This is a genomic window from Metabacillus litoralis, assembly GCF_003667825.1.
GTDB classification, from domain to species: domain Bacteria; phylum Bacillota; class Bacilli; order Bacillales; family Bacillaceae; genus Metabacillus; species Metabacillus litoralis_B.
In genome coordinates this window covers 3,099,873-3,122,106 of record NZ_CP033043.1, presented here as the reverse complement: position 1 = coordinate 3,122,106, position 22,234 = coordinate 3,099,873, and the positions used below count along the sequence as shown (strand labels likewise).

25 protein-coding genes are annotated in these 22,234 nt (G+C 34.2%); 16 read left to right on the top strand and 9 right to left on the bottom strand.

Annotated features, from left to right (window positions below; all coding sequences use genetic code 11):
* Window positions 1–24 precede the first annotated feature (24 nt).
* Window positions 25–1,158: an alanine dehydrogenase gene (ald, locus tag D9842_RS15570; protein ID WP_121663295.1), complete on the bottom strand. Its 1,134-nt coding sequence runs from the start codon at window positions 1,156–1,158 to the stop codon at window positions 25–27.
* 125 nt (window positions 1,159–1,283) lie between these two features.
* A complete protein-coding gene (locus tag D9842_RS15565) occupies window positions 1,284–2,516 on the bottom strand; it encodes a sporulation transcriptional activator AdeR (RefSeq protein WP_121663294.1) in 1,233 nt (410 codons plus the stop codon).
* Window positions 2,517–2,696: 180 nt separating this feature from the next.
* Here D9842_RS15565 and D9842_RS15560 point away from each other — a divergent pair, with 180 nt between their 5' ends.
* The 10 genes from D9842_RS15560 to D9842_RS15515 all read left to right on the top strand — a co-directional run bounded on the left by D9842_RS15560 (window position 2,697) and on the right by D9842_RS15515 (window position 10,421).
* On the top strand, window positions 2,697–3,449 hold the full coding sequence (locus D9842_RS15560; RefSeq protein ID WP_162987449.1) for a (S)-benzoin forming benzil reductase: 753 nt from the start codon (window positions 2,697–2,699) through the stop codon (window positions 3,447–3,449).
* 109 nt (window positions 3,450–3,558) lie between these two features.
* On the top strand, window positions 3,559–4,536 hold the full coding sequence (locus D9842_RS15555) for a sensor histidine kinase (protein WP_121663292.1): 978 nt from the start codon (window positions 3,559–3,561) through the stop codon (window positions 4,534–4,536).
* Between the two features lie 212 nt (window positions 4,537–4,748).
* Window positions 4,749–5,279, top strand: a complete 531-nt coding sequence (locus D9842_RS15550; RefSeq protein ID WP_121663291.1) for an HD domain-containing protein — start codon at window positions 4,749–4,751, stop codon at window positions 5,277–5,279.
* A gap of 67 nt (window positions 5,280–5,346) precedes the next feature.
* Entirely contained in the window at window positions 5,347–5,586 is a 240-nt protein-coding gene (locus tag D9842_RS15545) for a YuzF family protein (protein WP_373995076.1), read from the top strand.
* A 192-nt stretch (window positions 5,587–5,778) separates the two neighbouring features.
* A complete protein-coding gene (locus tag D9842_RS15540; protein WP_257535882.1) occupies window positions 5,779–6,204 on the top strand; it encodes a MerR family transcriptional regulator in 426 nt (141 codons plus the stop codon).
* A gap of 48 nt (window positions 6,205–6,252) precedes the next feature.
* Window positions 6,253–6,936, top strand: coding sequence for a zinc metallopeptidase (locus tag D9842_RS15535; RefSeq protein WP_121663290.1), 684 nt, complete (start codon window positions 6,253–6,255; stop codon window positions 6,934–6,936).
* Between the two features lie 97 nt (window positions 6,937–7,033).
* Window positions 7,034–8,383 carry a hemolysin family protein gene (locus tag D9842_RS15530; RefSeq protein ID WP_121663289.1) on the top strand — a complete coding sequence of 450 codons (1,350 nt, stop codon included), beginning with the start codon at window positions 7,034–7,036 and terminating at the stop codon, window positions 8,381–8,383.
* Between the two features lie 238 nt (window positions 8,384–8,621).
* Window positions 8,622–9,731, top strand: coding sequence for an AI-2E family transporter (locus D9842_RS15525; RefSeq protein ID WP_121663288.1), 1,110 nt, complete (start codon window positions 8,622–8,624; stop codon window positions 9,729–9,731).
* A gap of 80 nt (window positions 9,732–9,811) precedes the next feature.
* Window positions 9,812–10,033 carry a spore germination protein gene (locus D9842_RS15520; RefSeq protein WP_121663287.1) on the top strand — a complete coding sequence of 74 codons (222 nt, stop codon included), beginning with the start codon at window positions 9,812–9,814 and terminating at the stop codon, window positions 10,031–10,033.
* Between the two features lie 139 nt (window positions 10,034–10,172).
* Window positions 10,173–10,421 (top strand): YueH family protein, encoded by a 249-nt coding sequence (locus tag D9842_RS15515; protein ID WP_121663286.1) that lies wholly within the window; start codon window positions 10,173–10,175, stop codon window positions 10,419–10,421.
* 13 nt (window positions 10,422–10,434) lie between these two features.
* Here D9842_RS15515 and hpaB read toward each other — a convergent pair whose 3' ends face one another.
* Window positions 10,435–11,880, bottom strand: a complete 1,446-nt coding sequence (gene hpaB, locus D9842_RS15510) for a 4-hydroxyphenylacetate 3-monooxygenase, oxygenase component (RefSeq protein WP_121663285.1) — start codon at window positions 11,878–11,880, stop codon at window positions 10,435–10,437.
* Between the two features lie 488 nt (window positions 11,881–12,368).
* Between hpaB and D9842_RS15505 the strand changes: the two genes are divergently transcribed.
* From D9842_RS15505 to D9842_RS15480, 6 genes are all read left to right on the top strand, one after another.
* Window positions 12,369–13,589 carry an EAL and HDOD domain-containing protein gene (locus D9842_RS15505; protein ID WP_121663284.1) on the top strand — a complete coding sequence of 407 codons (1,221 nt, stop codon included), beginning with the start codon at window positions 12,369–12,371 and terminating at the stop codon, window positions 13,587–13,589.
* A 177-nt stretch (window positions 13,590–13,766) separates the two neighbouring features.
* The gene (locus tag D9842_RS15500) at window positions 13,767–13,991 is read left to right on the top strand and encodes a hypothetical protein (protein WP_121663283.1); all 225 of its coding nucleotides are present in this window, start codon (window positions 13,767–13,769) and stop codon (window positions 13,989–13,991) included.
* 392 nt (window positions 13,992–14,383) lie between these two features.
* The gene (locus D9842_RS15495; protein ID WP_098795571.1) at window positions 14,384–14,524 is read left to right on the top strand and encodes a DegQ family regulator; all 141 of its coding nucleotides are present in this window, start codon (window positions 14,384–14,386) and stop codon (window positions 14,522–14,524) included.
* 142 nt (window positions 14,525–14,666) lie between these two features.
* A complete protein-coding gene (locus D9842_RS15490) occupies window positions 14,667–15,569 on the top strand; it encodes a polyprenyl synthetase family protein (RefSeq protein ID WP_121663282.1) in 903 nt (300 codons plus the stop codon).
* 56 nt (window positions 15,570–15,625) lie between these two features.
* A complete protein-coding gene (locus tag D9842_RS15485) occupies window positions 15,626–17,920 on the top strand; it encodes a histidine kinase (protein WP_121663281.1) in 2,295 nt (764 codons plus the stop codon).
* A gap of 471 nt (window positions 17,921–18,391) precedes the next feature.
* The gene (locus D9842_RS15480; protein ID WP_180320394.1) at window positions 18,392–18,784 is read left to right on the top strand and encodes a hotdog fold thioesterase; all 393 of its coding nucleotides are present in this window, start codon (window positions 18,392–18,394) and stop codon (window positions 18,782–18,784) included.
* A gap of 103 nt (window positions 18,785–18,887) precedes the next feature.
* On the opposite strand, the gene mnhG is transcribed toward D9842_RS15480, so the two are convergent.
* The 6 genes from mnhG to D9842_RS15450 are packed head-to-tail and all read right to left on the bottom strand — an operon-like array spanning window position 18,888 to window position 22,228.
* Window positions 18,888–19,244, bottom strand: a complete 357-nt coding sequence (mnhG, locus tag D9842_RS15475; protein ID WP_121663280.1) for a monovalent cation/H(+) antiporter subunit G — start codon at window positions 19,242–19,244, stop codon at window positions 18,888–18,890.
* Window positions 19,228–19,512 (bottom strand): Na(+)/H(+) antiporter subunit F1, encoded by a 285-nt coding sequence (locus tag D9842_RS15470; RefSeq protein ID WP_121663279.1) that lies wholly within the window; start codon window positions 19,510–19,512, stop codon window positions 19,228–19,230. Before D9842_RS15470 ends, mnhG begins: the two co-directional genes overlap by 17 nt.
* Window positions 19,512–19,988: a Na+/H+ antiporter subunit E gene (locus tag D9842_RS15465; protein WP_121663278.1), complete on the bottom strand. Its 477-nt coding sequence runs from the start codon at window positions 19,986–19,988 to the stop codon at window positions 19,512–19,514. The genes D9842_RS15470 and D9842_RS15465 overlap by 1 nt, the downstream gene beginning before the upstream one ends.
* A gap of 5 nt (window positions 19,989–19,993) precedes the next feature.
* The gene (locus tag D9842_RS15460) at window positions 19,994–21,472 is read right to left on the bottom strand and encodes a Na+/H+ antiporter subunit D (RefSeq protein ID WP_121663277.1); all 1,479 of its coding nucleotides are present in this window, start codon (window positions 21,470–21,472) and stop codon (window positions 19,994–19,996) included.
* A complete protein-coding gene (locus tag D9842_RS15455; protein WP_098795579.1) occupies window positions 21,465–21,806 on the bottom strand; it encodes a Na(+)/H(+) antiporter subunit C in 342 nt (113 codons plus the stop codon). The genes D9842_RS15460 and D9842_RS15455 overlap by 8 nt, the downstream gene beginning before the upstream one ends.
* Window positions 21,806–22,228: a Na(+)/H(+) antiporter subunit B gene (locus tag D9842_RS15450; protein ID WP_098795599.1), complete on the bottom strand. Its 423-nt coding sequence runs from the start codon at window positions 22,226–22,228 to the stop codon at window positions 21,806–21,808. The genes D9842_RS15455 and D9842_RS15450 overlap by 1 nt, the downstream gene beginning before the upstream one ends.
* Window positions 22,229–22,234: the final 6 nt, after the last annotated feature.

Below are 22,234 nucleotides of genomic sequence, written 5' to 3'. Positions count from 1 at the left end.
GAATACTCTGCCTCTCTTAACCGCTTAGTTCATTAAATGCTCTTTTTGTAATACTTCCTCAACTGTTTTGTAAGTGTAACCTAGGTCTTGGGCTACTGCTTTATAAGTGATTTCTCCTGCAATAACATTCACACCCTCTTGAAGAGCAGGGTTTTCATTAATAGCTCGATATGCACCTTTATTTGCAATTTGTAGCGCATAAGGAACAGTTACATTTGTTAATGCGATGGTTGATGTACGCGGAACAGCCCCTGGCATATTAGCAACTGCATAATGTAAAACTCCGTGTTTTTCGTACGTTGGATTGTCATGAGTTGTAATATGGTCAACAGTTTCAACAATACCACCTTGATCAATCGCAACATCAACGATTACAGAACCTGGCTTCATTGCTTGAACCATTTCTTCTGTTACAAGTGTTGGTGCTTTAGCCCCTGGAATTAAAACAGCACAGATTAACAGATCAGCTTCTGCCACAGCAGTTGCGATGTTCATTGGGTTTGACATCAATGTTTTAATTTGTGTTCCAAAAATATCATCTAATTGACGTAAGCGTTCAGCACTTAAATCAATAATTGTCACATCTGCTCCTAGGCCAATTGCCATTTTCGCAGCGTTTGTTCCGACAACTCCACCGCCAATGATTGTTACCTTTCCGCGGTTTACTCCAGGAACACCAGCTAGTAGGATTCCCTTACCACCTTTAGGTTTTTCAAGAAATTGGGCACCGATTTGTGCAGCCATACGTCCGGCTACTTCACTCATTGGAGTTAGCAAAGGAAGTGTGCGGTTAACTGTTACTGTTTCATAAGCAATAGCCGTTACTTCGCTTTTCTTTAATGCTTGAGCTAATTCAGGCTCAGCAGCCAAATGTAAATAAGTGAATAAAACTAAACCTTTTCTAAAGTAAGCATATTCAGAAGGGAGAGGTTCTTTTACTTTCATCACCATTTCAGCTTCTGCCCATACTTTTGCAGCTTCTTCTATGACTTCTGCTCCAGCGAAGACATAATCTTCATTTTCAAAACCGCTACCTACACCTGCATTATTTTCAATTAACACGCGGTGGCCAGAAGCAACTAGTTGTGTTACACCACCTGGAGTTAAAGCTACTCGGTTTTCATTGTTTTTAATTTCTTTCGGTACACCAATAATCATAAAAAACCTTCCTCCTTTAAAAGCCAATATTTAAAAGTTTCTATTTATTAACGCAAGTATAAATAAAATTCAGATAAATATCTTTGTTTAAAAATGAGAAAGGTTTTGTGCCTTTTTGTGAAAAATCACAAAGACATTCGATCAAGCTTTAAGTTTAAGTAAATTGTGATTTTTTGATTCATGTTTTTTAAGTTTAATTCTGCTATTTCAGAAATTCTTTTTAATCGATAGTTCAATGTGTTGATATGAATATTTAATGCCTTGGAAGCTTCATGAACATTGCTGTCGTGGTCAAGAAACACTTCGAGTGTTCGAACAAGGTCTGTGCCATGCTGTTTGTCGTATTCCTTTAATTTATAGAGAGGGTAATGGATATAACCGGTTTGTTTTCGTTGTTCAAATAAAATGTCTAAATATTGATAAAAGCCTAGTTCTGAAAAACTATTTAAATCGCTTGTTTCACTTGGAAATCGCTTTTTTAATGAGAGAACCGCAAGTGCCTCTTTGTAGCTTTTTTCAATAAAAGTTGAATCTGTAAAGATTCCTCCAATACTCGCTGTAACGTCTTTATAAGAATATCTCTCATGTAATTGGCTAAGTGTAGATGTAGTAAATTGCTTAATATCTGTTAAAGCTGTGTCACTTTTTCCTGATAATAAGATAATTAGCTCATCAAAATCAATTGTAAAAAGCAAAATGTTCACTTGCTGAGTTGTTTGTAATAAGTATGTTAGTTTTTTTTCAGCTTCTTCATTTAACTCCTGTGGGAACTTAAAGATAACAACCGAAAAGGGAGATGGTAACTGTAAGTTTAATTCATATAGGCCATCTGTAATTTCGTCTTCAGTAGATATATGACCAGTTAAGAGCTTCCAAAAGAACTCCTGATTTCTTTCTATCTTTTTGTTTTTTCGAACCTGAAGATTTAACATCTTGTTTTTTACAGCTTGTGCAGCCTTTTTTAATAGAAGTAAATCAGATTCTTGAAGATGTCTTTCGATTTCCAAAGCCCATATAAATCCTAGCACTTCATCATTTTTCCAAATAGAGATGGCAATTCGATTTCCAAGACCCACCTCATCAATGGTTTTCACTCTAATTGGTTCATCTGTTTTTAATAGCTTAGGGATTGTCCCATCTTTCCAAAGACTGTTAATCACTTTTTCAGGAACACGTCTGCCGATAATGGTGGAAATTCGGGCTTGATCTGTTCGGTCATCGTGTGTACTGTAAGCTAATAATCTATGATTAACATCTTCAATGGTAATCGGACATTGAAGCACTTCACTTATTTTTTCCGCCACATCCTCTAATCTTTCAAAATGGTATTTAAATGGATCGTAAGAACTTCCCGTCATTTTATCCCTACTTTATAAACAATTTATATATGTATATTCTGATTTAAGAGTAGTATTATGGTACATGTTTGTCAAAGGTCATTTGTGGGTGGGGGTCGAGATATTCTGATGAATAAGAATAGCTATGAGATACAGGGATGGATATAATTGTAATGAACGTATGAAAAAGGAGTGAAACTTGTGCACTATTACATCGTTACGGGAGCATCTAGAGGTTTAGGTGAAGCATTTGTAGAAGAAATTTTACAAAAAAATCATACAGTTATCTGTTTATCTCGATCAATAAATTCATCTCTAAAGCAGGTAGCTGAACAACGAGAATCTACAATACGTTTTGAAGCATGTGACTTATCTGACACTTCTCAGATTTTAAGCGCGATTGACAGGGTGTTGTCGACAATTAACTTTAAAGCAGCCGAACAAATTACATTAGTGAATAATGCAGGTACAATTAATCCGATTAAAAAGGGTGGGCATGCAAATGAACAGGATATTATTTCACACGTGAATGTAAATTTGCTTGCTCCTATGTTAATGAGTGAGGCACTATTAAAAGAAGCGGAGAAAAACTCAGTACATACAATTATCGTCAATATTACATCTGGAGCTGCAAATCGGCCAATTCCAGGTTGGAGTTTCTATTGTAGTACAAAAGCAGGGTTAAATATGTACACGCAAACAGTTGGTGCTGAGCTTATAGAAACAAAAGCAAATGTGATAACTATTGCATTTTCACCAGGAATTATGGATACAGAAATGCAAACAACAATTAGACAAGCAGAAGAAGAACAATTTTCTTCGCTCGAACAATTCAAGGATTTTCATGAAAAAGGGATGCTTAGATCAACAACATTTGTTGCTAAAACATTATATAACTTATTGAAGGGTCCCCTGGATAATGGAAGAGTATATGATATAAAAGAATTTATATAAACTTAAAAAGAACAAGATTTGTAAAAAAGATTCGCAAAAATTGGCAGATGATGTAATAATATCTATAGTGAAAAAAGTCGTTTTAACATAATTCTTACGTGCTAATTTTGTGAACAGAAAGTATGAATACAAACAAGCAGAGGTGATGGACATAAAAAAAATAAAACAAAAAAGGTTTAGTACCATCATCTCTTTAACCGTTATTATCCTTTTGCTTCTTACTGTTATAAATTTATATGCTGCCTATTCATACATACAACAAACTGTTGATTTATTAGGTTCATTAGTACTTGATTCCAACATCGAGACCGTAGAAAAAATGAAAAAAGAGGTTTTACAAAATAGCATCCCTTATCTTATTTTTTGTGGTCTGTTTGTTTTAATTACCTTTACTATATTCATAACTTTTCAATATTTTTATCGAAAAGAAGAAAGATCACAAGTTGGAGATGCAGAAGTAACGTATCAGGTTGAATTTCAGTCAATGTTACATACAATGCGTTCTATTCGGCATGACTTTATAAACCATATCCAAGTTATTCAGGGGTTATTAAAGATTGGTAGAGAGGATCGGGCATTTGAATATGTGAATTCTTTAACTGCAGAAGTGGAAATGCTTGAATTGCCTGTTAAAGTCAATCATCCTGCCCTTTTCATTTTGTTACAATCAAAGTGGGTAAGAGCTCAAAACGATAAGGTTGATATGCATATACATATAGATCCTCATAATAGCTTCAAAAAGATGAATTCTATTGATTTGATAAAAATTCTTTCCAACTTAATAGATAATGCATTTGACGCAACGCTGGAGGGTACAGAATCAGAAAGGTTTATCAATATTGAAGCAAGAGAAACATCTACGACATACATATTTAAAGTGGAGAACATAGGTCCTGAAATTCCTCAAAACCACCTCAGTAAAATCTTCCAAGCAGGCTTTTCCACAAAACCTGAGAAACGAGGAGTTGCAAGGGGAGATGGATTAGGAATCATTAAAAAGGTGGTTGATCAATATGGAGGTTCGATTGATGTTACATCGAATAAGCATTCCACTACATTTGAAATTAATATCCCAATCAAGTCTTAGGAAACTATTTTAATAGTTTCCTTTTCTGTTTTCTAACAGAAAAGAAAGGGAAGAGTATGGAAATAAATGTTCCAATTCCCATCTTTTTATCATATAAATATAAGAACATCACTAAAGTATAATAAGAAACTTGTAAGAAAAACTACCCTTTTACTTGAAGGGATAACATATATATGTTAGATTATTCTGAATATTAATGAAGGAGGATTACCATGCGACGAGTAAGTATCACCGATGTTTTTACACATCCTATTGCACAAAAATATTTGAATCGTTCCGGAGTTTCACACGCGATTACTGTTGCCCAATATGCTGTGCGGCTCGCCATTAAGCATGATGTAAATCCTGACATAGCAGCTAAGGCAGGATTGCTTCATGACATCGGACACTATGAATGGTACACAAATGGAGAATGGGATTATGAAGCATATCGAAAAAATGACATTCATGCCATTAAAGGAGCAGAACGGGCACATAAGCTTTTAATTAGACTCGGCGAAGACCGCAAATACGCTAAAGAAGTTGCTCTTGCTATTTTACTTCATACAGATTCTTATTTACCGGAAAACTCAATGAATAAAAACACATTACAACGCATTGTCCGAAAAGCGGATGAAATGGATGAGGAACCTTTTGGTAAACACCACTACAGAAAAATTAGCTATGAAGATGCCATAAAACAAATAGAACGACTTGATCAAGATATTGAGCAATTTATGACAGAGTATCGTAAAACAGTTTAGGTGTCTGTGGCATAGGTCTAGCTCCCCTCATATAGTGTAAATGAAAATAAGGGAGGGAGCTTTCATAATGAATTATCCTAATAACCAAATGCATAGTCATGGTGGCCCAGAAATGGTTACTCTTGTTGAGCCTTATGTTTATCAAACATTGCAAACTCTTGTAGGGAAAAATGCCGTTATTCAAACAACTCGTGACAGTTTAAGAGGAAAAGTAATGGATGTCAAACCGGATCACGTTGTCGTAAGAGTGGGAGATTCAACATTCTTTGTACGCTGTCAACAAATCGTGTCAGTTATGCCTGACTAATGATTGAAAAGCAGACCTAAACGGGTCTGTTTTTTTATGATGAAACAACCATTTACATAATGCAAACTAAAAAGGTGACATAACTAATACACTTTAAAAATAAAGATTAAAATAACAAGTATAACGTTTGACTGTACGGTTAGGAGAAGATAAGATAATTGTATCAATTGTACGAGGTGATAAGATGGGGTTTTGCTGTATAAAATTGGTGAACTAGCAAAGGAAGCTAACGTCTCAAAAAGAACGATTGATTATTATACTCAAATTGGTCTTTTGAATGTTGAAACCGTTTCAGAATCTAATTATCGTTTATATTCAGAAAAGGCTATTGAGGATATCCGGTTTATCGAAGCGTGTAAAGAACTTCACATGAGTTTACGGGATATTAAGGAACGTTTGGAGCTTAAGCGGCTGGATAAACAATCCGATGAAAAGCAAAAGCAGTGCTTAAAGCATGCTGAGATTTTGGCCTCTCATATGAAGCAACTTGAGCAAGAAATCAAAGAGCTCAAACCAATTTTTGATAAATTAAATGAAGATTCTCAAATGAAGATTTCTAATCAAATCTCTTCACAAAGCAAAGCTTTACTGAAGACATTACATTTACTATTACAATAGTTTAAAGAACACAAAAGTTGAGTTATGAAAAAGGAGGAGCGGAAACGAATGTTTTTCCACCCAATGGATTTTTTAATTTTTGCAGCATTAGGCTTATCAATATGGGCTCAATTTAAAGTGAAGGGTAATTTTAAGAAGTGGTCAGATGTTGCTGTATCATCACATAAAACGGGTGCCGAGGTAGCGAGACATATTTTAGATCAAAATGGCCTATATCAAGTTAAGGTAGAGGCAGTTAGAGGAACATTAACTGATCACTATGATCCACTTTCTCGAGTTGTTCGGTTATCGGAACCGGTATATTATGGACATTCAATTGCTTCAGTTTCAGTTGCCGCTCATGAGGTTGGGCATGCCATTCAGCATCAGCAATCATACGGTGCTTTGGTGCTGCGTCATAAAATGTTTCCGGTTGTAAACCTAACATCTGGTATTGCCCCATTTTTATTAATAGGTGGATTCTTGTTAGGGCAACTAAACTTAATTGGTTTAGGAATCATTTTGTTTTCATTTGCGGTAGCCTTCCAACTTATCACTTTACCTGTAGAGTTTAACGCAAGCTCGCGAGCAAAGAAATTAATGGTTTCGGAAGGAATTATTACAAACAATGAAGAACATGGCGTTAATAAGGTATTAGGTGCTGCTGCATTAACGTATGTAGCGGGAGCATTAATGGCATTATTTGAATTACTAAAGTTCGTTATGATCTTTGTACAAGGTGATGAAGATTAATATCGTCTAAATTTAAATCTCTAGGAGGTGAAAGGAACTGTCTATTTTTAAAAGTGTAATAGTTTGATAGATACTCACGATTGGACAGTTCCTTATTTTGGATATAGTTAACCTGATTATTGTTGCGATTTTAATTGCAATTACCGCATTTTTCGTGGCGTCAGAATTTGCGATCGTGAAACTAAGAAGCTCACGAATTGACCAGCTTATAGCAGAAGGAAATAATTCAGCACTTGCAGCAAAGAAGGTAACATCTAACCTTGATGAGTATTTGTCTGCTTGTCAATTAGGTATTACGATAACTGCGCTGGGTCTTGGGTGGCTTGGTGAACCAACGATGGAAAGTATCCTACACCCTCTTCTAGTCAGTTTTCATCTGAATGAATCAATTATAAGTGTATTAACATTCGTTATTGCCTTTTTAGTGATTACCTACTTGCATGTTGTGATAGGTGAATTGGCTCCAAAAACGGTGGCCATTCAAAAGGCTGAATTTATTACATTGCTCTTTGCGAGACCTTTGATTTTTTTCTACCGAGTCATGTTTCCGTTTATTTGGATATTAAACGGTTCTGCAAATTTACTTGTTCGAATGTTTGGACTTAAGCCAGCATCAGAACATGAAATTGCTCATACAGAAGAAGAGCTAAGAATTATTCTTTCTGAGAGCTATAAGAGTGGTGAAATCAATCAATCTGAGTTTAAATATGTGAATCGAATATTTGAGTTTGACGATCGAATTGCAAAGGAAATTATGGTTCCTAGAACTGAAATCGTAACAACATCAGTAGAGAAGTCTTTTCAGGAAAATCTTGATATTATGAGAAACGAGAAGTTTACTCGATACCCAGTAGTAAACGGAGATAAAGATCATATTCTTGGAATGGTAAATATTAAAGAAATCTTTACTGATTTATACTATTTAACACCTGAAGGCCGAAAAAATACGCTCATTCAAAAATATATTCGTCCAGTCATTCAAGTGATTGAATCGATCCCAATTCACGATCTTTTGATCAAAATGCAAAAGGAACGAGTTCATATGGCAATTTTAATGGATGAATATGGCGGAACAGCTGGCCTTGTGACGGTTGAAGATATTATTGAAGAAATTGTTGGAGATATACGTGATGAGTTTGATCAGGATGAGGTTCCTGACATTCAAAAGCGTGGAGAAAAACATTTTGTTGTCGATGGAAAGGTGCTAATCTACGAAATTAATAATATGTTAGGCTTAAGTATCGATGATGAAGATATTGATACTCTTGGAGGATGGATTCTGACTCAGAACATGGAAAGTAAGCAGGGAGATAAAATACTGTATGAAGGATTTGAATTTCATATTCTAGATATGGAAGGTCACCTGATTCGTTCTGTAGAAATCCAAATGGCCTCCCAACAAGGAGTAGAAGAAAAAACGCTTCAATTATTGGAAGCTGAAGAATAAATTCTAATACTAAAGTCAGTCCTTCACCAGGGCTGGCTTTATTTAGGTTAAAAGAAAAGATTGGTAAAGATCTAGTAAATCATGTACATTTGTAGTATATGAAAATTTGAATTATTTTGAAACAATTTCGAGGAATAGTCGTATATACTGTTAGAACAAATGTTTAATTTGCTTAAGGAAGGTTATAGATGACTATAATGAAATATAGATGAGGTCTATAGAAACTGGAGGAAGTAGAGTGTTTAGATCAAAAGTTCATTTTTGGACATTGCAAATTTTATTAATGTTATTAATTGTTTTTGTAGGAACAAGGGTTTCCTTTTTGTTTGAACCCATTATTGTTTTTGCATCAACTTTATTTTTCCCAATTCTTATTGCGGGAATTTTATTCTTCATTTTTAATCCATTAGTGAAGTTACTTGAAAAAGGAAGGGTTCCTCGTACGCTGGCTATCTTGATTCCTTACATTGTATTTGTTGGAGTTGTTTCTGGAATTGGTTCTTTTGTTGGACCAATTGTTACAGCACAGGTAACAGACTTAGTGAATAATTTCCCTACATACGTTAAACAGTTTACACAGTTTATTACTAATATGTCTCAAACACATTGGTTTACTTGGGTTATGGAGCAGGAGTATGTGTCTTTAAAGCAGATTGAAGATACATTGACTGGTTATGCGAAGAGCTTACCGGAAAATATTACAACAAGCTTCACAGCTGTGCTCGGAGTTGTAACGAACATTACCTTAACAATTATTACGGTTCCATTTATTCTTTTTTACATGTTAAAAGATGGTCATAAGCTTCCGTCAACAGCTGTAAAGGTTTTACCTTCAACATATCGTCATGAAGGATTGAAAATTTTACAAGATTTATATGAAACGTTAGCAGCTTATATTCAAGGACAGCTAATAGTGTCCATTGCTGTCGGGATTGGATGCTTCATTGGTTATTTAATTATAGGACTTGATTATGCACTTGTTCTTGGAATTGTCGTAGCAGTAGCAAATATTATCCCTTACTTAGGGCCTTTTATTGGTGCCGCTCCGGCTGTTATTATCGCTTTATTAGATTCACCGGGAAAAGCATTGCTTGCTGCTTTAGTTGTAACGATTGTTCAACAGCTTGATGGGAATTTCCTTTCTCCGTTAATTATCGGGAAACGCTTGAACACACATCCTTTAACAATTATTTTACTTTTAATAGGAGCTGGGAGTTTTGGGGGAATCATTGGAATGATTCTTGCTGTTCCAACGTATGCCGTGTTAAAAGCTGTTGTTTTAAATGTTATTCGATTAATCAAATTAAGATCTAAATATAAAGAAGAACTCAAGAATGCTGAGGTATAGGTTAGGCGAGAACCCTTTTCTCTCTTTTTCATATAATGTTGAACAATTAATTTTACATTTATGTTATAAGGAGGAAGGGTATGCCGGCATTAGTTGGACCTATCAAGCTTAATAGGATAGGAGATGCAGCTGTTTTTAAAGTAGGTGATACATTCAGTTTGTCACCTAAAAGTCAAGATGAGTCATCTGTTGGTGCAGGGGCATTAAATACAGGCGATTTTATCGAAGTTGAAAATGTGTTTGCTATCACAAATTTTGAAGATAGTGATATTGTGGATCAACCAAACACTTTTAATTTTTAAGACGTGTTAAATTATCATCTACTAGAACTGATTTAGGTGCCTACTAAATCAGTTCTTTTGTTTGTTGGATAGTGAATGCTGAAATTGAAACAAACATGAATTATAATAATGTCAGAGACTCCTGAAAGGGTGAAGAATAGTGAAAATAAGAAAAGCAAATGTGAAAAATGGAGAAGAATTAATAACAAATGTTTATATTTATGAAAATAAAAAACAAGAATTCAGCATGATTGCCATCCCTGAAATTGAGTGGTCTACGACTGTTACCTATGAAGAGGGAAGAGAAGAACTTAGTGCTCGGCTTCAATCATCTTTATCGGAAAGAGTGGAATCTGATACTGCAGGTGAGCTTGCAGGTAAAATTGGACATTGGGTAGGGGAAATGTAAAGAGGCTTTGTCTTTAAGCCTCTTCTCTGTTTTGCTCTAAAAACGTTTCAACATCACTAATGTATTCCTCACGAGGGTACCCCTGGTAAAGGGTTGATGTTAGTCTTTCAGGATCACCAAAAAAATACCGTTCGTATTGTGTTTGTCTTGTTCCAAAGCTGCTCATCGTAAGATCCCATGCCAGGCGAAAGAGTTTCGTTTTTGTTTCAGCATCACATGCATATCCCTGACAAAAATGATCAATTTCGCTAACTAAGCTAGAAGCAAAATCCTCTTCTGAAGGTATAGCTACCATTCCTCCTGCACCTATCAATTGAATGATTTCAATCATTCGAGGGTAGAGCTTTGGGAAAATATTTGATGCAACAAATAAAGAGTGAACATATGGAACCATTGTCCCCCATTCGTCTTCCTTCGCTTCAAGCTCTGAGCGATCTAAAAGAGCCTTCATTGTTTCTAACCCAATAATCATTTCACTAATTTTTTCTTGAATATGATGATACTCTGTTACGTTTAAAACAGTGACCATTTTTTGTGCAAGACCAATTAAGAACTCTGTTTTTGTAATTTGTCTAATAATAACCTGGTGCAATGCTTGTGGTGTAAAGCTACTTCTTGCAAAAAGCTGATGTGCAAGATCATTGCGGTGATAAAAAATAACTCTTTCCCAAGGCACAACTACATTATGAAAGACAATCATCGTATCCATTTCATCGAAACGAGAGGAAAGTGGATAGTTAAATTGGGAGTCGTCTTGATAAAAGGATTCACGGCAAATAAATTTAATTCCTTCTGCATCTGTGGGAATACTGAAACAAAAGGCATAATCATCGGTTTTACCCGTAGGTAAGATGAATACCTCGTCGGTCATTCCACCTTGTGTAGCTAACATCCTTGCACCGTTTACGATAAGTCCATCTGCTGTTTTTTCTGTTATTTTTGCAGCGATTGGTTGTGAAGATAGTTCCTGAAAATTTGTTGAACGATTCACTTGTGGATTGATAAAGCTGTGTGTGAAGGAAAGATCTTTTTCTCTGGCATCTTCATATATATTAAGTAGATTTTGACAAAACTCATCACCTTGTTCACGTAGAATAGTTGCTGAAGCTGCGAATGTCATTAATGCTGTATTTAAGTAATCAGGTGTACGTCCCATCATTCCTGCTGTTTTTTTTGCCCATGTTTTAATCATATATCTTCTTGCTTGTAGGTCTTCTTTCGTTCTGGGTTGCAAGAAAGATAGTCCAACACGTTCATTTGATGTAGGAGATGTAAAGGTCATTTTTTTATAAAAATCAGGGTGAACTTGAGTGTCATACAGAGATGCCTTTGATTGCATGGCACCTTTATAGACTGGGTGCTGAGAGAGCTTCCCTGAAATTTTTTCCCCCTTCATCCATACATCAGGATGTAGCTGATCCATGCGCTCCAAATATTGTTTACCATTAATTGCAGGCATTTTTTTCACTCCCTACCTATATGTCATTACTATATGAAAGGTTGGGTAGTGAGGTGAGCAGATCCATTGGATGAAAACGATGTTGGAAAATGAAGAATGATTTAGAGAGGAATGATGCTGTCTATGAATGAATAATGTAAGTAGTAATAAGAAAAATCTGACTGTAAGCGCTTACTTAAGGTTTAATAAATAATACCATGGAAAAAATAATGACTACAGATCTTTATAAAGGGTGTGAACACTATGCATGAAGACAATTTTTTTAAAGGAATGGCTTGGGCCACATTGCTGAGTGTACCATTATGGTTGTCATTTTTCGGATGGATGAAAATAACGTTAAGATTTTTGAGCCATTTATAATGGTTTTAGTCATACTATAGACCCGCAATTGTTAGTAAATAACCAAAATATGATTTATTATTAAGATAAATGTAGTAAAATAGAATAAATTGAAATTATTGGTTATTTTTTGTATCGGGGGTCAAAGCATGGAGGTTTTTGTTGCACGGCAGCCTATATTCAATATAAAAGAAGAAGTTTTTGCATATGAACTTTTATATAGAGGAAGTAAGGAAAATATATTTCCAGATATTGATGGAGACCTTGCTACAACGGAAGTCATTATTAATAGTTTTTTAAATATTGGTATTCATGATTTATCAGAAGGCAAACGTTGTTTTGTCAATTTTACAGATAGTCTGCTGAAATCCCGAGTACCAACATTTTTTAATCCCTCCTCTATTGTTATAGAGATATTAGAGAACGTTGAAATAAGTGAAGAGCTAATTCTTTCATGTAAAGAGTTAAAAGAATTAGGCTATACAATTGCGCTCGATGATTTTTATGTCCAAGAGCAATCATCCTTATTACCGAGATTATTACCTTATATTGACATGATTAAGGTTGATTTTATAAATACATCTAAAACAGAACAGAAAGCCATGGTTGAACGTTATCGTCCTTATAATATAGAACTGTTAGCAGAAAAAGTGGAAACGAGAGAAGAATTTTTATTTGCAAAAAAAACGGGATATACGTATTTTCAAGGGTATTTTTTTAGCAAGCCACATATAGTTTCAAGTTATGATGTTCCTTCTTATTTAAAAACGTATTATCATATACTTTCAGAAATAGCGAAGACAGAACCTAATATTGATAAAATTGCCTCTGAAATTGAGCATGATATATCTATGTCTTATAAGCTGTTAAAATTAATCAATTCACCGGCTTTTAGACCTGTTAATAAAATTGAATCAATCAAACAGGCAATTGTCCTACTTGGATTAAATGAACTAAAAAAATGGATTTATGTTATTTCATTAAAAAATATAAATTATCCAAAAGATATTAATATGCAAGAAGTAATTAAGTTATCCTTAGTTCGTGGGAAGTTATGTGAACAGATTGCCATTTATCTTGGGATAGGTCAGTCTGCCCCTTTCATGTTAACAGGGATGTTTTCATTAATTGATACATTGATGCATCGAAGTATCCAGGATGTGTTAGAGGACTTACCATTATCCGATGATATTCAAGATGCTTTGCTCGGGAAAGAAAACGACTTATATCAAGTGTTACTTTGGGCCGTTAGTATTGAAAAATCAACTTGGGATATAGAAGGTTTAAAAATACCAAAAGAAGAGATTAACCGCATTTATTTATCTTCTCTTGAATGGGCAACAAACCTTATGGAATTAGATGAAGGGTAGATTACGAGAACGAGTGCGGGTATCTAACCCCGCACTTTATTTTTTCTCTATATTCAATAATAATTTCAAATATTTAAAGGAAACTGTCATCAAACAGAGAATGTTAAAGATATGAGTGTACACATCCTATGACAAGTCCTCAAAATTCTCTTTATTCTAAGGAGGCTTGTAGACACGATGATGGTGCAGCCAACATTTTATTTGTTAGATGACAAAATGGTTGCGGTTTTTTCGGTATTAAAGGACAATTGCAAGGTGACAATGGAGTGTTTATATTCAAAAACAGGAATTGAGGATTACACGATAGAGTATCATGGTCCTCAAGAAATGAAATCTCAGTTAATCGAATTAGCTGTATCAGAGGCAGAAAACATTTTTACAAAGACTATATTGTCTGTTTAAGATAGGTAGAGATCTATTTGGAAATAGGTCTCTTTTTTTGGCTGTTTTGAAAAGCTTTTCATTTGGTTTTTATGAAAACGATCGTGGAGCGCAATGAAATGGACGATTTAGCTCAAAATATTAAATTAGGGCTACCATATACCCATAAAAACAAAATTACAGACGAAATGTTTATTTGTTAGGACTAAAGGCAGAAACTTAAATAAAAAAAGGTCGGTAAGACGAAGAAATATATAATTTGAACTATTGCGTTTGACTTGCGGCATCACGCATTGAGTCATAAGAATTATTTTCGGTGAAAAAATACCTTATTTAGATTAGAATTTAACTTATAGAAAGCAAACTAGGTTGGCCTTTACATTCGCTTACCAACAAATAGGGAGTGTGAAACTGTGAATCAACAAAAGATTGATGAAATGACACAGCTTTTATTAAAGATAGAACAAGAGTTAAAAGAATCGAAAGAATCGCTACAGCTTATAAATAAAAGTATCGATAAATATGACAAATTTGCATTTTTAAATGTATCTTAAGAAACTTGGGAAAAACCAAGTTTCTTTTGTTTTTTATTGACATAATTTGGCGGTTAGTTGAGAATGGAAGATGATTGAGTTATTCAATGAAAGAGATTTTAGCATGTAGTCATATAACCCTAGACAGGTGGTTGTCCAAAAGATGGTTGATAATGAACGTATTAAACAACAAATGATTCAATGTATTGCTTCACAAGTAAAAGAGAACCAATTACAGAATCTTGTTGTTTCTTTTATTAAGGAGAAAGACAACTTTCATTTTGCTCATTTGGCCATATTACATCATGATGCATTCGAGGGGAAAAGTGCAGAAATAGTGAGGCTTGCTGCTGCTATTCAATTACTAATCTTATCTTTTGATATGTTGGATGATCTTGAAGACTTAGATAATATGAAAGAGCCATGGATGAAAATTAACCCTTCCATTGCTTTAAATGCAGCAACGATGATTTATACGTTAAGTCAAAAATTGATATTATCATTATCCTCTCCATATAGAATTCAAATACTTGATGCATTTACTCAGTTTTCTCTCCAAGCAATGGAAGGGCAGCATATTGATTTGGAAAACTCAATATTGACTGAAGAGGAATGTATCAAAATGATGAAGAATAAGTCAGGGTCTTTAATTGCATTAGCATCTGTAAGTGGCATGCTTTTAGCTGGTGCAAATGAGGAAAAAGTTGAGACATATTCGTACCAAATTGGAATAGCTGCACAAATTGAAAATGACTTTAGAGATTTATTTAATCCAAATAAAAACGACATTTCAGCACAGAAAAAATCATTAGGCTTTCTTTACCTTCAAAAAAAGTGTAACGAACATGCTATGGATATTATTGAAGGCTTTAAAAGTGAAAAATCAGTCGAAGCCTACTTTGGAGGTTATAAAAAGTTTAGTAACAAACTCTTAAATTCGGGAACAGTGCATTATTTAAATGTCATGAAGCAAATAGCTGTGAATAAAGCAACAAACTTAATAAATGAATTACCAATTAAACAGGACCAAATTGAGCGATTAAAAGCTGTTCTCATAACTGGTTAAGAACAATTTTAAACGATTATTATAATAATTTATGTTGAAAGGTGTTTATAATTTAGATGCGTCTTACCTTTAATAGGATGCTCCAACTATTAGTCATAATAAGTATTATCTTTGTCCTTTATATTATAATTTTAAATTATAAATACCCCTATGTTGGAGCTAGAATAATTGAAACAAATAACGAAGAAATGCTGATTTCTGAAATTGAGCCAAAAACCTGGGCAGAAAAAGTGGGTATTCATGTTGGGGATACAATCATTGAAATAAATAACAAAGATCCACAGCTACATGACCCAGCTGTTAGCCATGGTCTCCTTGAACAGATAAACTCAGTTAAGGTACTTAGTACAAATGGAATAACTAAAGAATATATTGTTCCATCAACTTTATTTAATAATCAGGTTTTGTTCATTATAATCATACCTTTAACAGTTCTTGCTTTATGCTTGTTTAGTATTTATTTTATTAATAAATCGAACAAAGAGAAAAATCAACGGTCTGCTCATTTATTAATACTATTTTTATTAATAATAGCCATGGCTTATATTAGTGCAAGTGGTTCTTCAAGGGGAGATTTACTAAGTAGATACGTGAATATAGCATTATTTACATTAGTTCCAGTAAGCTATCTGCACTTTATCTATCAATATTTTAAAGAATTAGGAAAAGAACTTTTCAATTTTTCTTATATTATATTTGGTTATATGCTCGTATTGATCAATATATTGTCTGAAATAGTCCATAATTTTTGGGGAATGACCATAATAAGTAATAGATTGCTTACCCTATTGTCATTTCTTATTTTACTTATTTTAACTTTTAGTTTAAAGTTTTCAGGTTTAAGAAAGATTAGGTACTCAGAACAAGCATACTTAGTCAAAATATTAATTGTTACAAATGTTTTGGCTTTTACACCATTTCTTTTATTCTATGTCATTCCGTATGTAATTTTTCAAAAGTATGTATTCTCGCCAATATTTTTATCTGCTTTTTTACTTTTAATTCCCTTTTCATTAGTTTATCAATTTTTGGTAACTAAGATATACGATATTGAATTCTTGTTAGGAAGACTTAAATATTATTCAATACTAGCCATAATTCCAACTCTGATTATGGTTATGATTATGTTCACTTTAAAAGATAGCAATTCAACTTTTAATTCTGTCCAACTTTTTGTTTATATTTACTTAGCCATGGTGTTCATTTTTTATGTGAAGGAAGTTTTAGATGATCGCTTTAGGTTAAAGAGGATATCTGAAAAGTATAATTATCAGGACAGTATTTTTAAGTATACTCAAAGCATACGAAAAGCAAGTAATTTGGAACAGGTTATTGCACAATTAAAGCAAGTAATTGTAGATGTACTCCATGTTAGCAAAGCATATTTTATCGAGCTTGATAAGGTAAAGAATATTGCTTCTGTTGATCCCTTAGCAAAGGAATCAAATTATAGAGCTTATTTAAAGGAAATTAAAGAAGCTTCAAATGAAGTTGGTAAGATTGTTGAAGTAGATAAAGGTTTTGTTATTAATATAGGTGTAACTGACAACAAGAGTTACGTGTTAGTATGCTTGTCTATACTAAACACACCTAAATTAACTCGTGATGAGGTGTCATGGTTAAAAACTCTCTCGTTTTACACAAATGTTTCATTAGAAAACTTTTTGAAAATTGATGAACTAATGCAACACTTACAAAAAGTTGAGACCGAGGAAGGAAAACCAGATTGGCTGAATAAGATTTTGTTTTCTATAGAAGAAAAGCAACGATCTCATTTAGCTAAGGAAATACATGACTCTGTTCTTCAGGACTTAGTTTCTTTAAAAAGGCAATGTGAATTGGCAATGTTAGAAGAGGATGCTGATGTTCTTAAAAAACAGCTACAAAGCATAAACAGCAGTATGACGAAGGTCATTAAAGAAACAAGAGAAACATGCCAGGAACTGCGACCACAGTTGCTTTATGATTTAGGCTTAGTTAAGGCATTAAACAAGCTCATTATGCAATATCAGGACATTGTGGATTTTGATATCCGACTTAACACTGGGAATATAAATGTCGCTTTGGATATTGATACCCAATTAAACCTTTATCGAATTATACAGGAATTGCTTATAAATGCTCATAAACATTCAGAAGCAACAAATGTTATGATTATTCTTGTTTGTATAAAAGATAAGATCGTTCTCCATTACGAGGACAATGGTATTGGTTTTAACTATGAAGAAATAGCTGACCAAAAGGAAAGAACAGGCCTTTCTGGTATTAGTGAACGTGTTAAAGCTTTAAAAGGATCTTTCTTAATTGAAACATCAAGGGAAAATGGATTGAAAATAGATATTGAAATATAGACTTGGTGAATACCAAGTCTATTCTATTTCAAGTACATTTTTCGTGTTTTCTTTAATTTTACAAAATCTAAACAAATCCTCAATATAGCCATGATATTTATCCATTAAGATGTTAATTATATCCTTTTAGGAATCAGGAAAGCGTTTCCTAAATGAGGAGGTTATAATGGATATTATGGCTGTACTTCCAACATTACTCTTATTATTTGTTTATTTTATTTTTGTTGTGTTTGTTCTAAGAAAATAGTAAGCATTTTTTTGCAGGATTTTGGCTGTCACCTGTGATTGAAGTTTATTTCATCTTAGACTTCTGTAATCATTCCACTTGTATTCTTTAAAGCCATTAAGTGATGTTTTGATCTTTTATTTTTCACTTAAAGAATCTCCTTATGATAGACTATAATTACAATTGTTTATATTAAACAAGGTGTATTATTAAGAGTAATAGACTATATGAAGGGTCGGGTCATAATGGATTTTAATGTGAAAAATACATTAATGGAGACTTTAGGAATAGAAGTAACCTCTGTTACACCTGAGTGTGTGATTGCCACAATGCCAGTAGATCATCGTACACACCAACCATTTGGGTTACTTCATGGTGGAGCATCAGTTGCCCTTGCAGAAACTGTAGCAAGTATTGGCGCTTATAATCTAGTTGATCATGAAACAGAAATATGTGTAGGTCTAGAAATAAACGCAAATCATATTCGTGGGAAAAAATCAGGTGTAGTCACAGCACATGCTAAACCTGCACATCGTGGGAAAACAACAATGGTATGGGAAATAAAGATCGTAGATGAAGCTGAAGAGCTGATATGCTTGTCCAGATGCACAATGGCAATTTTGAAGAAACAAAAATGAGCAAATCTTTTATTAAACGATGATATGCTTTGAAATTATCATGCATGCGCAGGAGCAAGAGGTTATCAGTGATGTAGAGTATAAAAAAGTAGATGAGCAACGCTCATCTACTTTTTTCATGTTTTCTTGCTTTGGCTAAATCATCTTGAACACTTTTCTCCCACAATGGAACACCAATATTATATGCCGCCCTACTTATTAGATGTCCTGCAACAGGCGCTGTGATAAAGACAAAGATAATCCCTAAAAGCACTCTGGAATTTGCATGATGATCAATGAGTAAATAATACATAAATAGCCCCAGCAGTATACTAATGATTCCTAAAGTGGCACTCTTTGATGCTGCATGGTTACGAGTATATGGATCTGGCAAACGAACTACACCGATTGCCGCAATTAGGCTTAGTAACGAACCTTGGAGAATAAGAAAGCCAACAATAAATTTACTGATCTCGATCATTTTCAATGATCTCTCCTTTCTCCAGGTATTTAGAAAAGGCAACAGTACCAATAAAAGCTAATATTCCTAATAAAAGAATAACCTCAACAAATGCACTTGTATTTAGCACAACGGAGATAATCGCCGTTATTGCAATTAAGTTTATACCGATTGCATCTAGTGCAATAACACGATCAGGTGTTGATGGTCCCTTTACAAGTCGATAGACATATAAAAGAGTCGAGATTGCCACTATAATGAGTGAAATGGTCATGACTAACTTAAACATTAACGGCTCACCTCCTTGATTGCTTTTTCAAATGTATTTTTTATATCAAGTTTTGCTTGCTCGACGTCATCAATATCCATTGCATGAATATATAATGTTTTATTATCCTCAGAAACCTCCAGCACGAGAGTTCCCGGTGTTAATGTAATGAGGTTGGATAGTATCGTAATTTCCCATTCTTTTTCGAGCTCTGTCTCAAGAGCAAAAATTCCCGGTCTTAAATTAAGCTTGGGAGATAGAATGACTTTTAATACAGAGAGATTGGATTTAACAAGCTCTACTAAGAAAATATAGAGAAGCCTAATAATCGCAATCACGTTATAAAAATAAAATCTGTGTTGAAAAAAGCGTCTTAGAACAAAAAGAATTAATATCCCGAAAAAGTATCCTTTAGCAAAAGCTAAGGAAGAATAATCATTCGAAAGAAACATCCAAATGAATCCTAAAATAAAGTTAAGTAAAATTTGAAATGCCATATGATCTACTCCTTCAATACGGCTTGAATATAGATTGATGGATCAAGCAGAGTATTGGCAGCCTGTGAAATATAAGGTGAAAGTGATTCAACCCCAAAACCATAAGCAATTGACAATACAAGCAAAATGACTATTGGGAGTATTAAACCCTTTGTAGCCTCTTTATTAACAGGCGTTTTATTTGGCTCTCCCCAAAAACCATGGATGAATATCTTCATTACAGAGTAAAGCACTAACAAACTTGATAGCAGTACAACAAAAGCAATTGTGTATTCACCTGCTTCAAAGCCGCCCTGAATAATTTTTAGCTTTCCAATAAAGCCACTGAGTGGTGGAATTCCTGCTAAAGCCAAAGTGGCAATTAAGAACATCCATCCAAGAAAAGGGTGGCTAGCAATCAATCCGCTGAATTTCCGTAAATTACTAGTGCCTGTTATCGCAATAATTGTACCAACTAAGAAGAATAGTGCTCCTTTAACAATCATGTCGTGAACTAAATAATAAATAGAGCCCTCAACTGAATTTGGAGTATTTGCTGCGATTCCAAATAATATAACACCAACTGCAGTAATGATGTTATAGATGACAATCTTTTTAATATCCCAATAGGCAATTGCTCCAATGACACCAAAAACAATTGTTAGTGCTGAAAGCCAAGCGAGAATTTCGTGTGTAAAAGATGGCTCGTGATAGAAAATAACGGTATACACACGTGTAATGGAATAAACCCCAACTTTTGTTAATAATGCTCCGAATAATGCTGTAACAACAGCAGGTGGTGCCTGGTAGGAGGCAGGAAGCCAGAAGTACAACGGGAAAATCGCACCCTTTAAGCCAAAGATGACTAGAAAGAGAATGGCGATGACTGTTAATAACCCGGATTGCCCCATATCTGCTATTCTTACACTTAAGTCTGCCATATTTAATGTTCCTGTTACTGCATATAAATACGCTACCGCAATAACAAAAAGTGCCGAAGAAATAACATTCACTAAGATGTATTTAATTGACTCGCGAAGCTGATTTTTGGAGCTTCCTAATACAATTAACAAATAAGAAGACATAAGCATGACTTCAAAAAATACAAAGAGATTAAAAATATCCCCTGTTAGAAAAGCACCTGTTACACCTAAAAGTAAAAATTGAACGCCTGGATAAAAGTAAAATTTTTCTCGATCTGACGTTACAGATGAGAAAGCAAACAATAGCGATGTAAAGCCGATAATACTTGTTGTTAACACTAATAAGCTGGCATACATATCGGCAACAAGTACAATTCCATAAGGTGGTGCCCAATTTCCGATCTCTAGTGTCTGAATTCCGTTTGTATGAACGGTCTGAACGATCACAATGGAAGCAATGACACTTAAGAATGAAGCAACAGCACTTAGCCATTTTTGAACCGTAATATGTTTGTTGAAAAAGATTAAGAGTATTCCCATTAAAAATGGGATAACAATTGGCAAGATAATTAAGTTATTCATATTGATCATTTCCCCTTAGTTGATCCATATCATCAGTCCCGAGCTCTTGGTATGAACGGTAGGCAAGAACAAGGAAAAAGGATGTGACTCCAAAGCTAATAACAATCGCAGTTAAAATTAAAGCTTGTGGAAGTGGATCAACGTAGACTTCTGCATGCTCACCAAGCAACGGAGCAGCACCTTTTTTTAGGCCCCCCATCGTTAAGATGAGTAAATGTGCACCATGACTAAGCAAACCAGTACCAATAATAATTCGTAATAAACTTTTTGATAACATTAAATAAACCGCAGCCGTAATAATGATACCAACAACAATAGACATTAAAATTTCCATTATTCCGTCTCTCCAATCGTTTGAATAATGGTCATCGTTACACCGATAACAACGAGATAAACCCCTAAATCAAATAATACCGCTGTAGCTAAAGAGGTTTTTCCTAGCAGAGGTAGCTGTACATAGCTAAATGTATGTGTTAGAAACGGAACATTGAAGAAAAATGAACCTATTCCTGTTAATACAGCAATTAGTAATCCAGTTGCCGTTAATTTCAGATAATCAACCTGTAGTGTATTGACAACTGTTTTTATATCAAATGCTAATAACAGTAAGACGAGTGCCGCAGCAGTCATCAGTCCGCCAATAAAACCTCCACCTGGTGTATAGTGTCCAGAAAAGAAAAGGTGTAATGAATAGATAATGATAATAAACACAACAATCTTAGTAACGGTTTGAAAGATAATATCATTAGTTTTTATATTTTT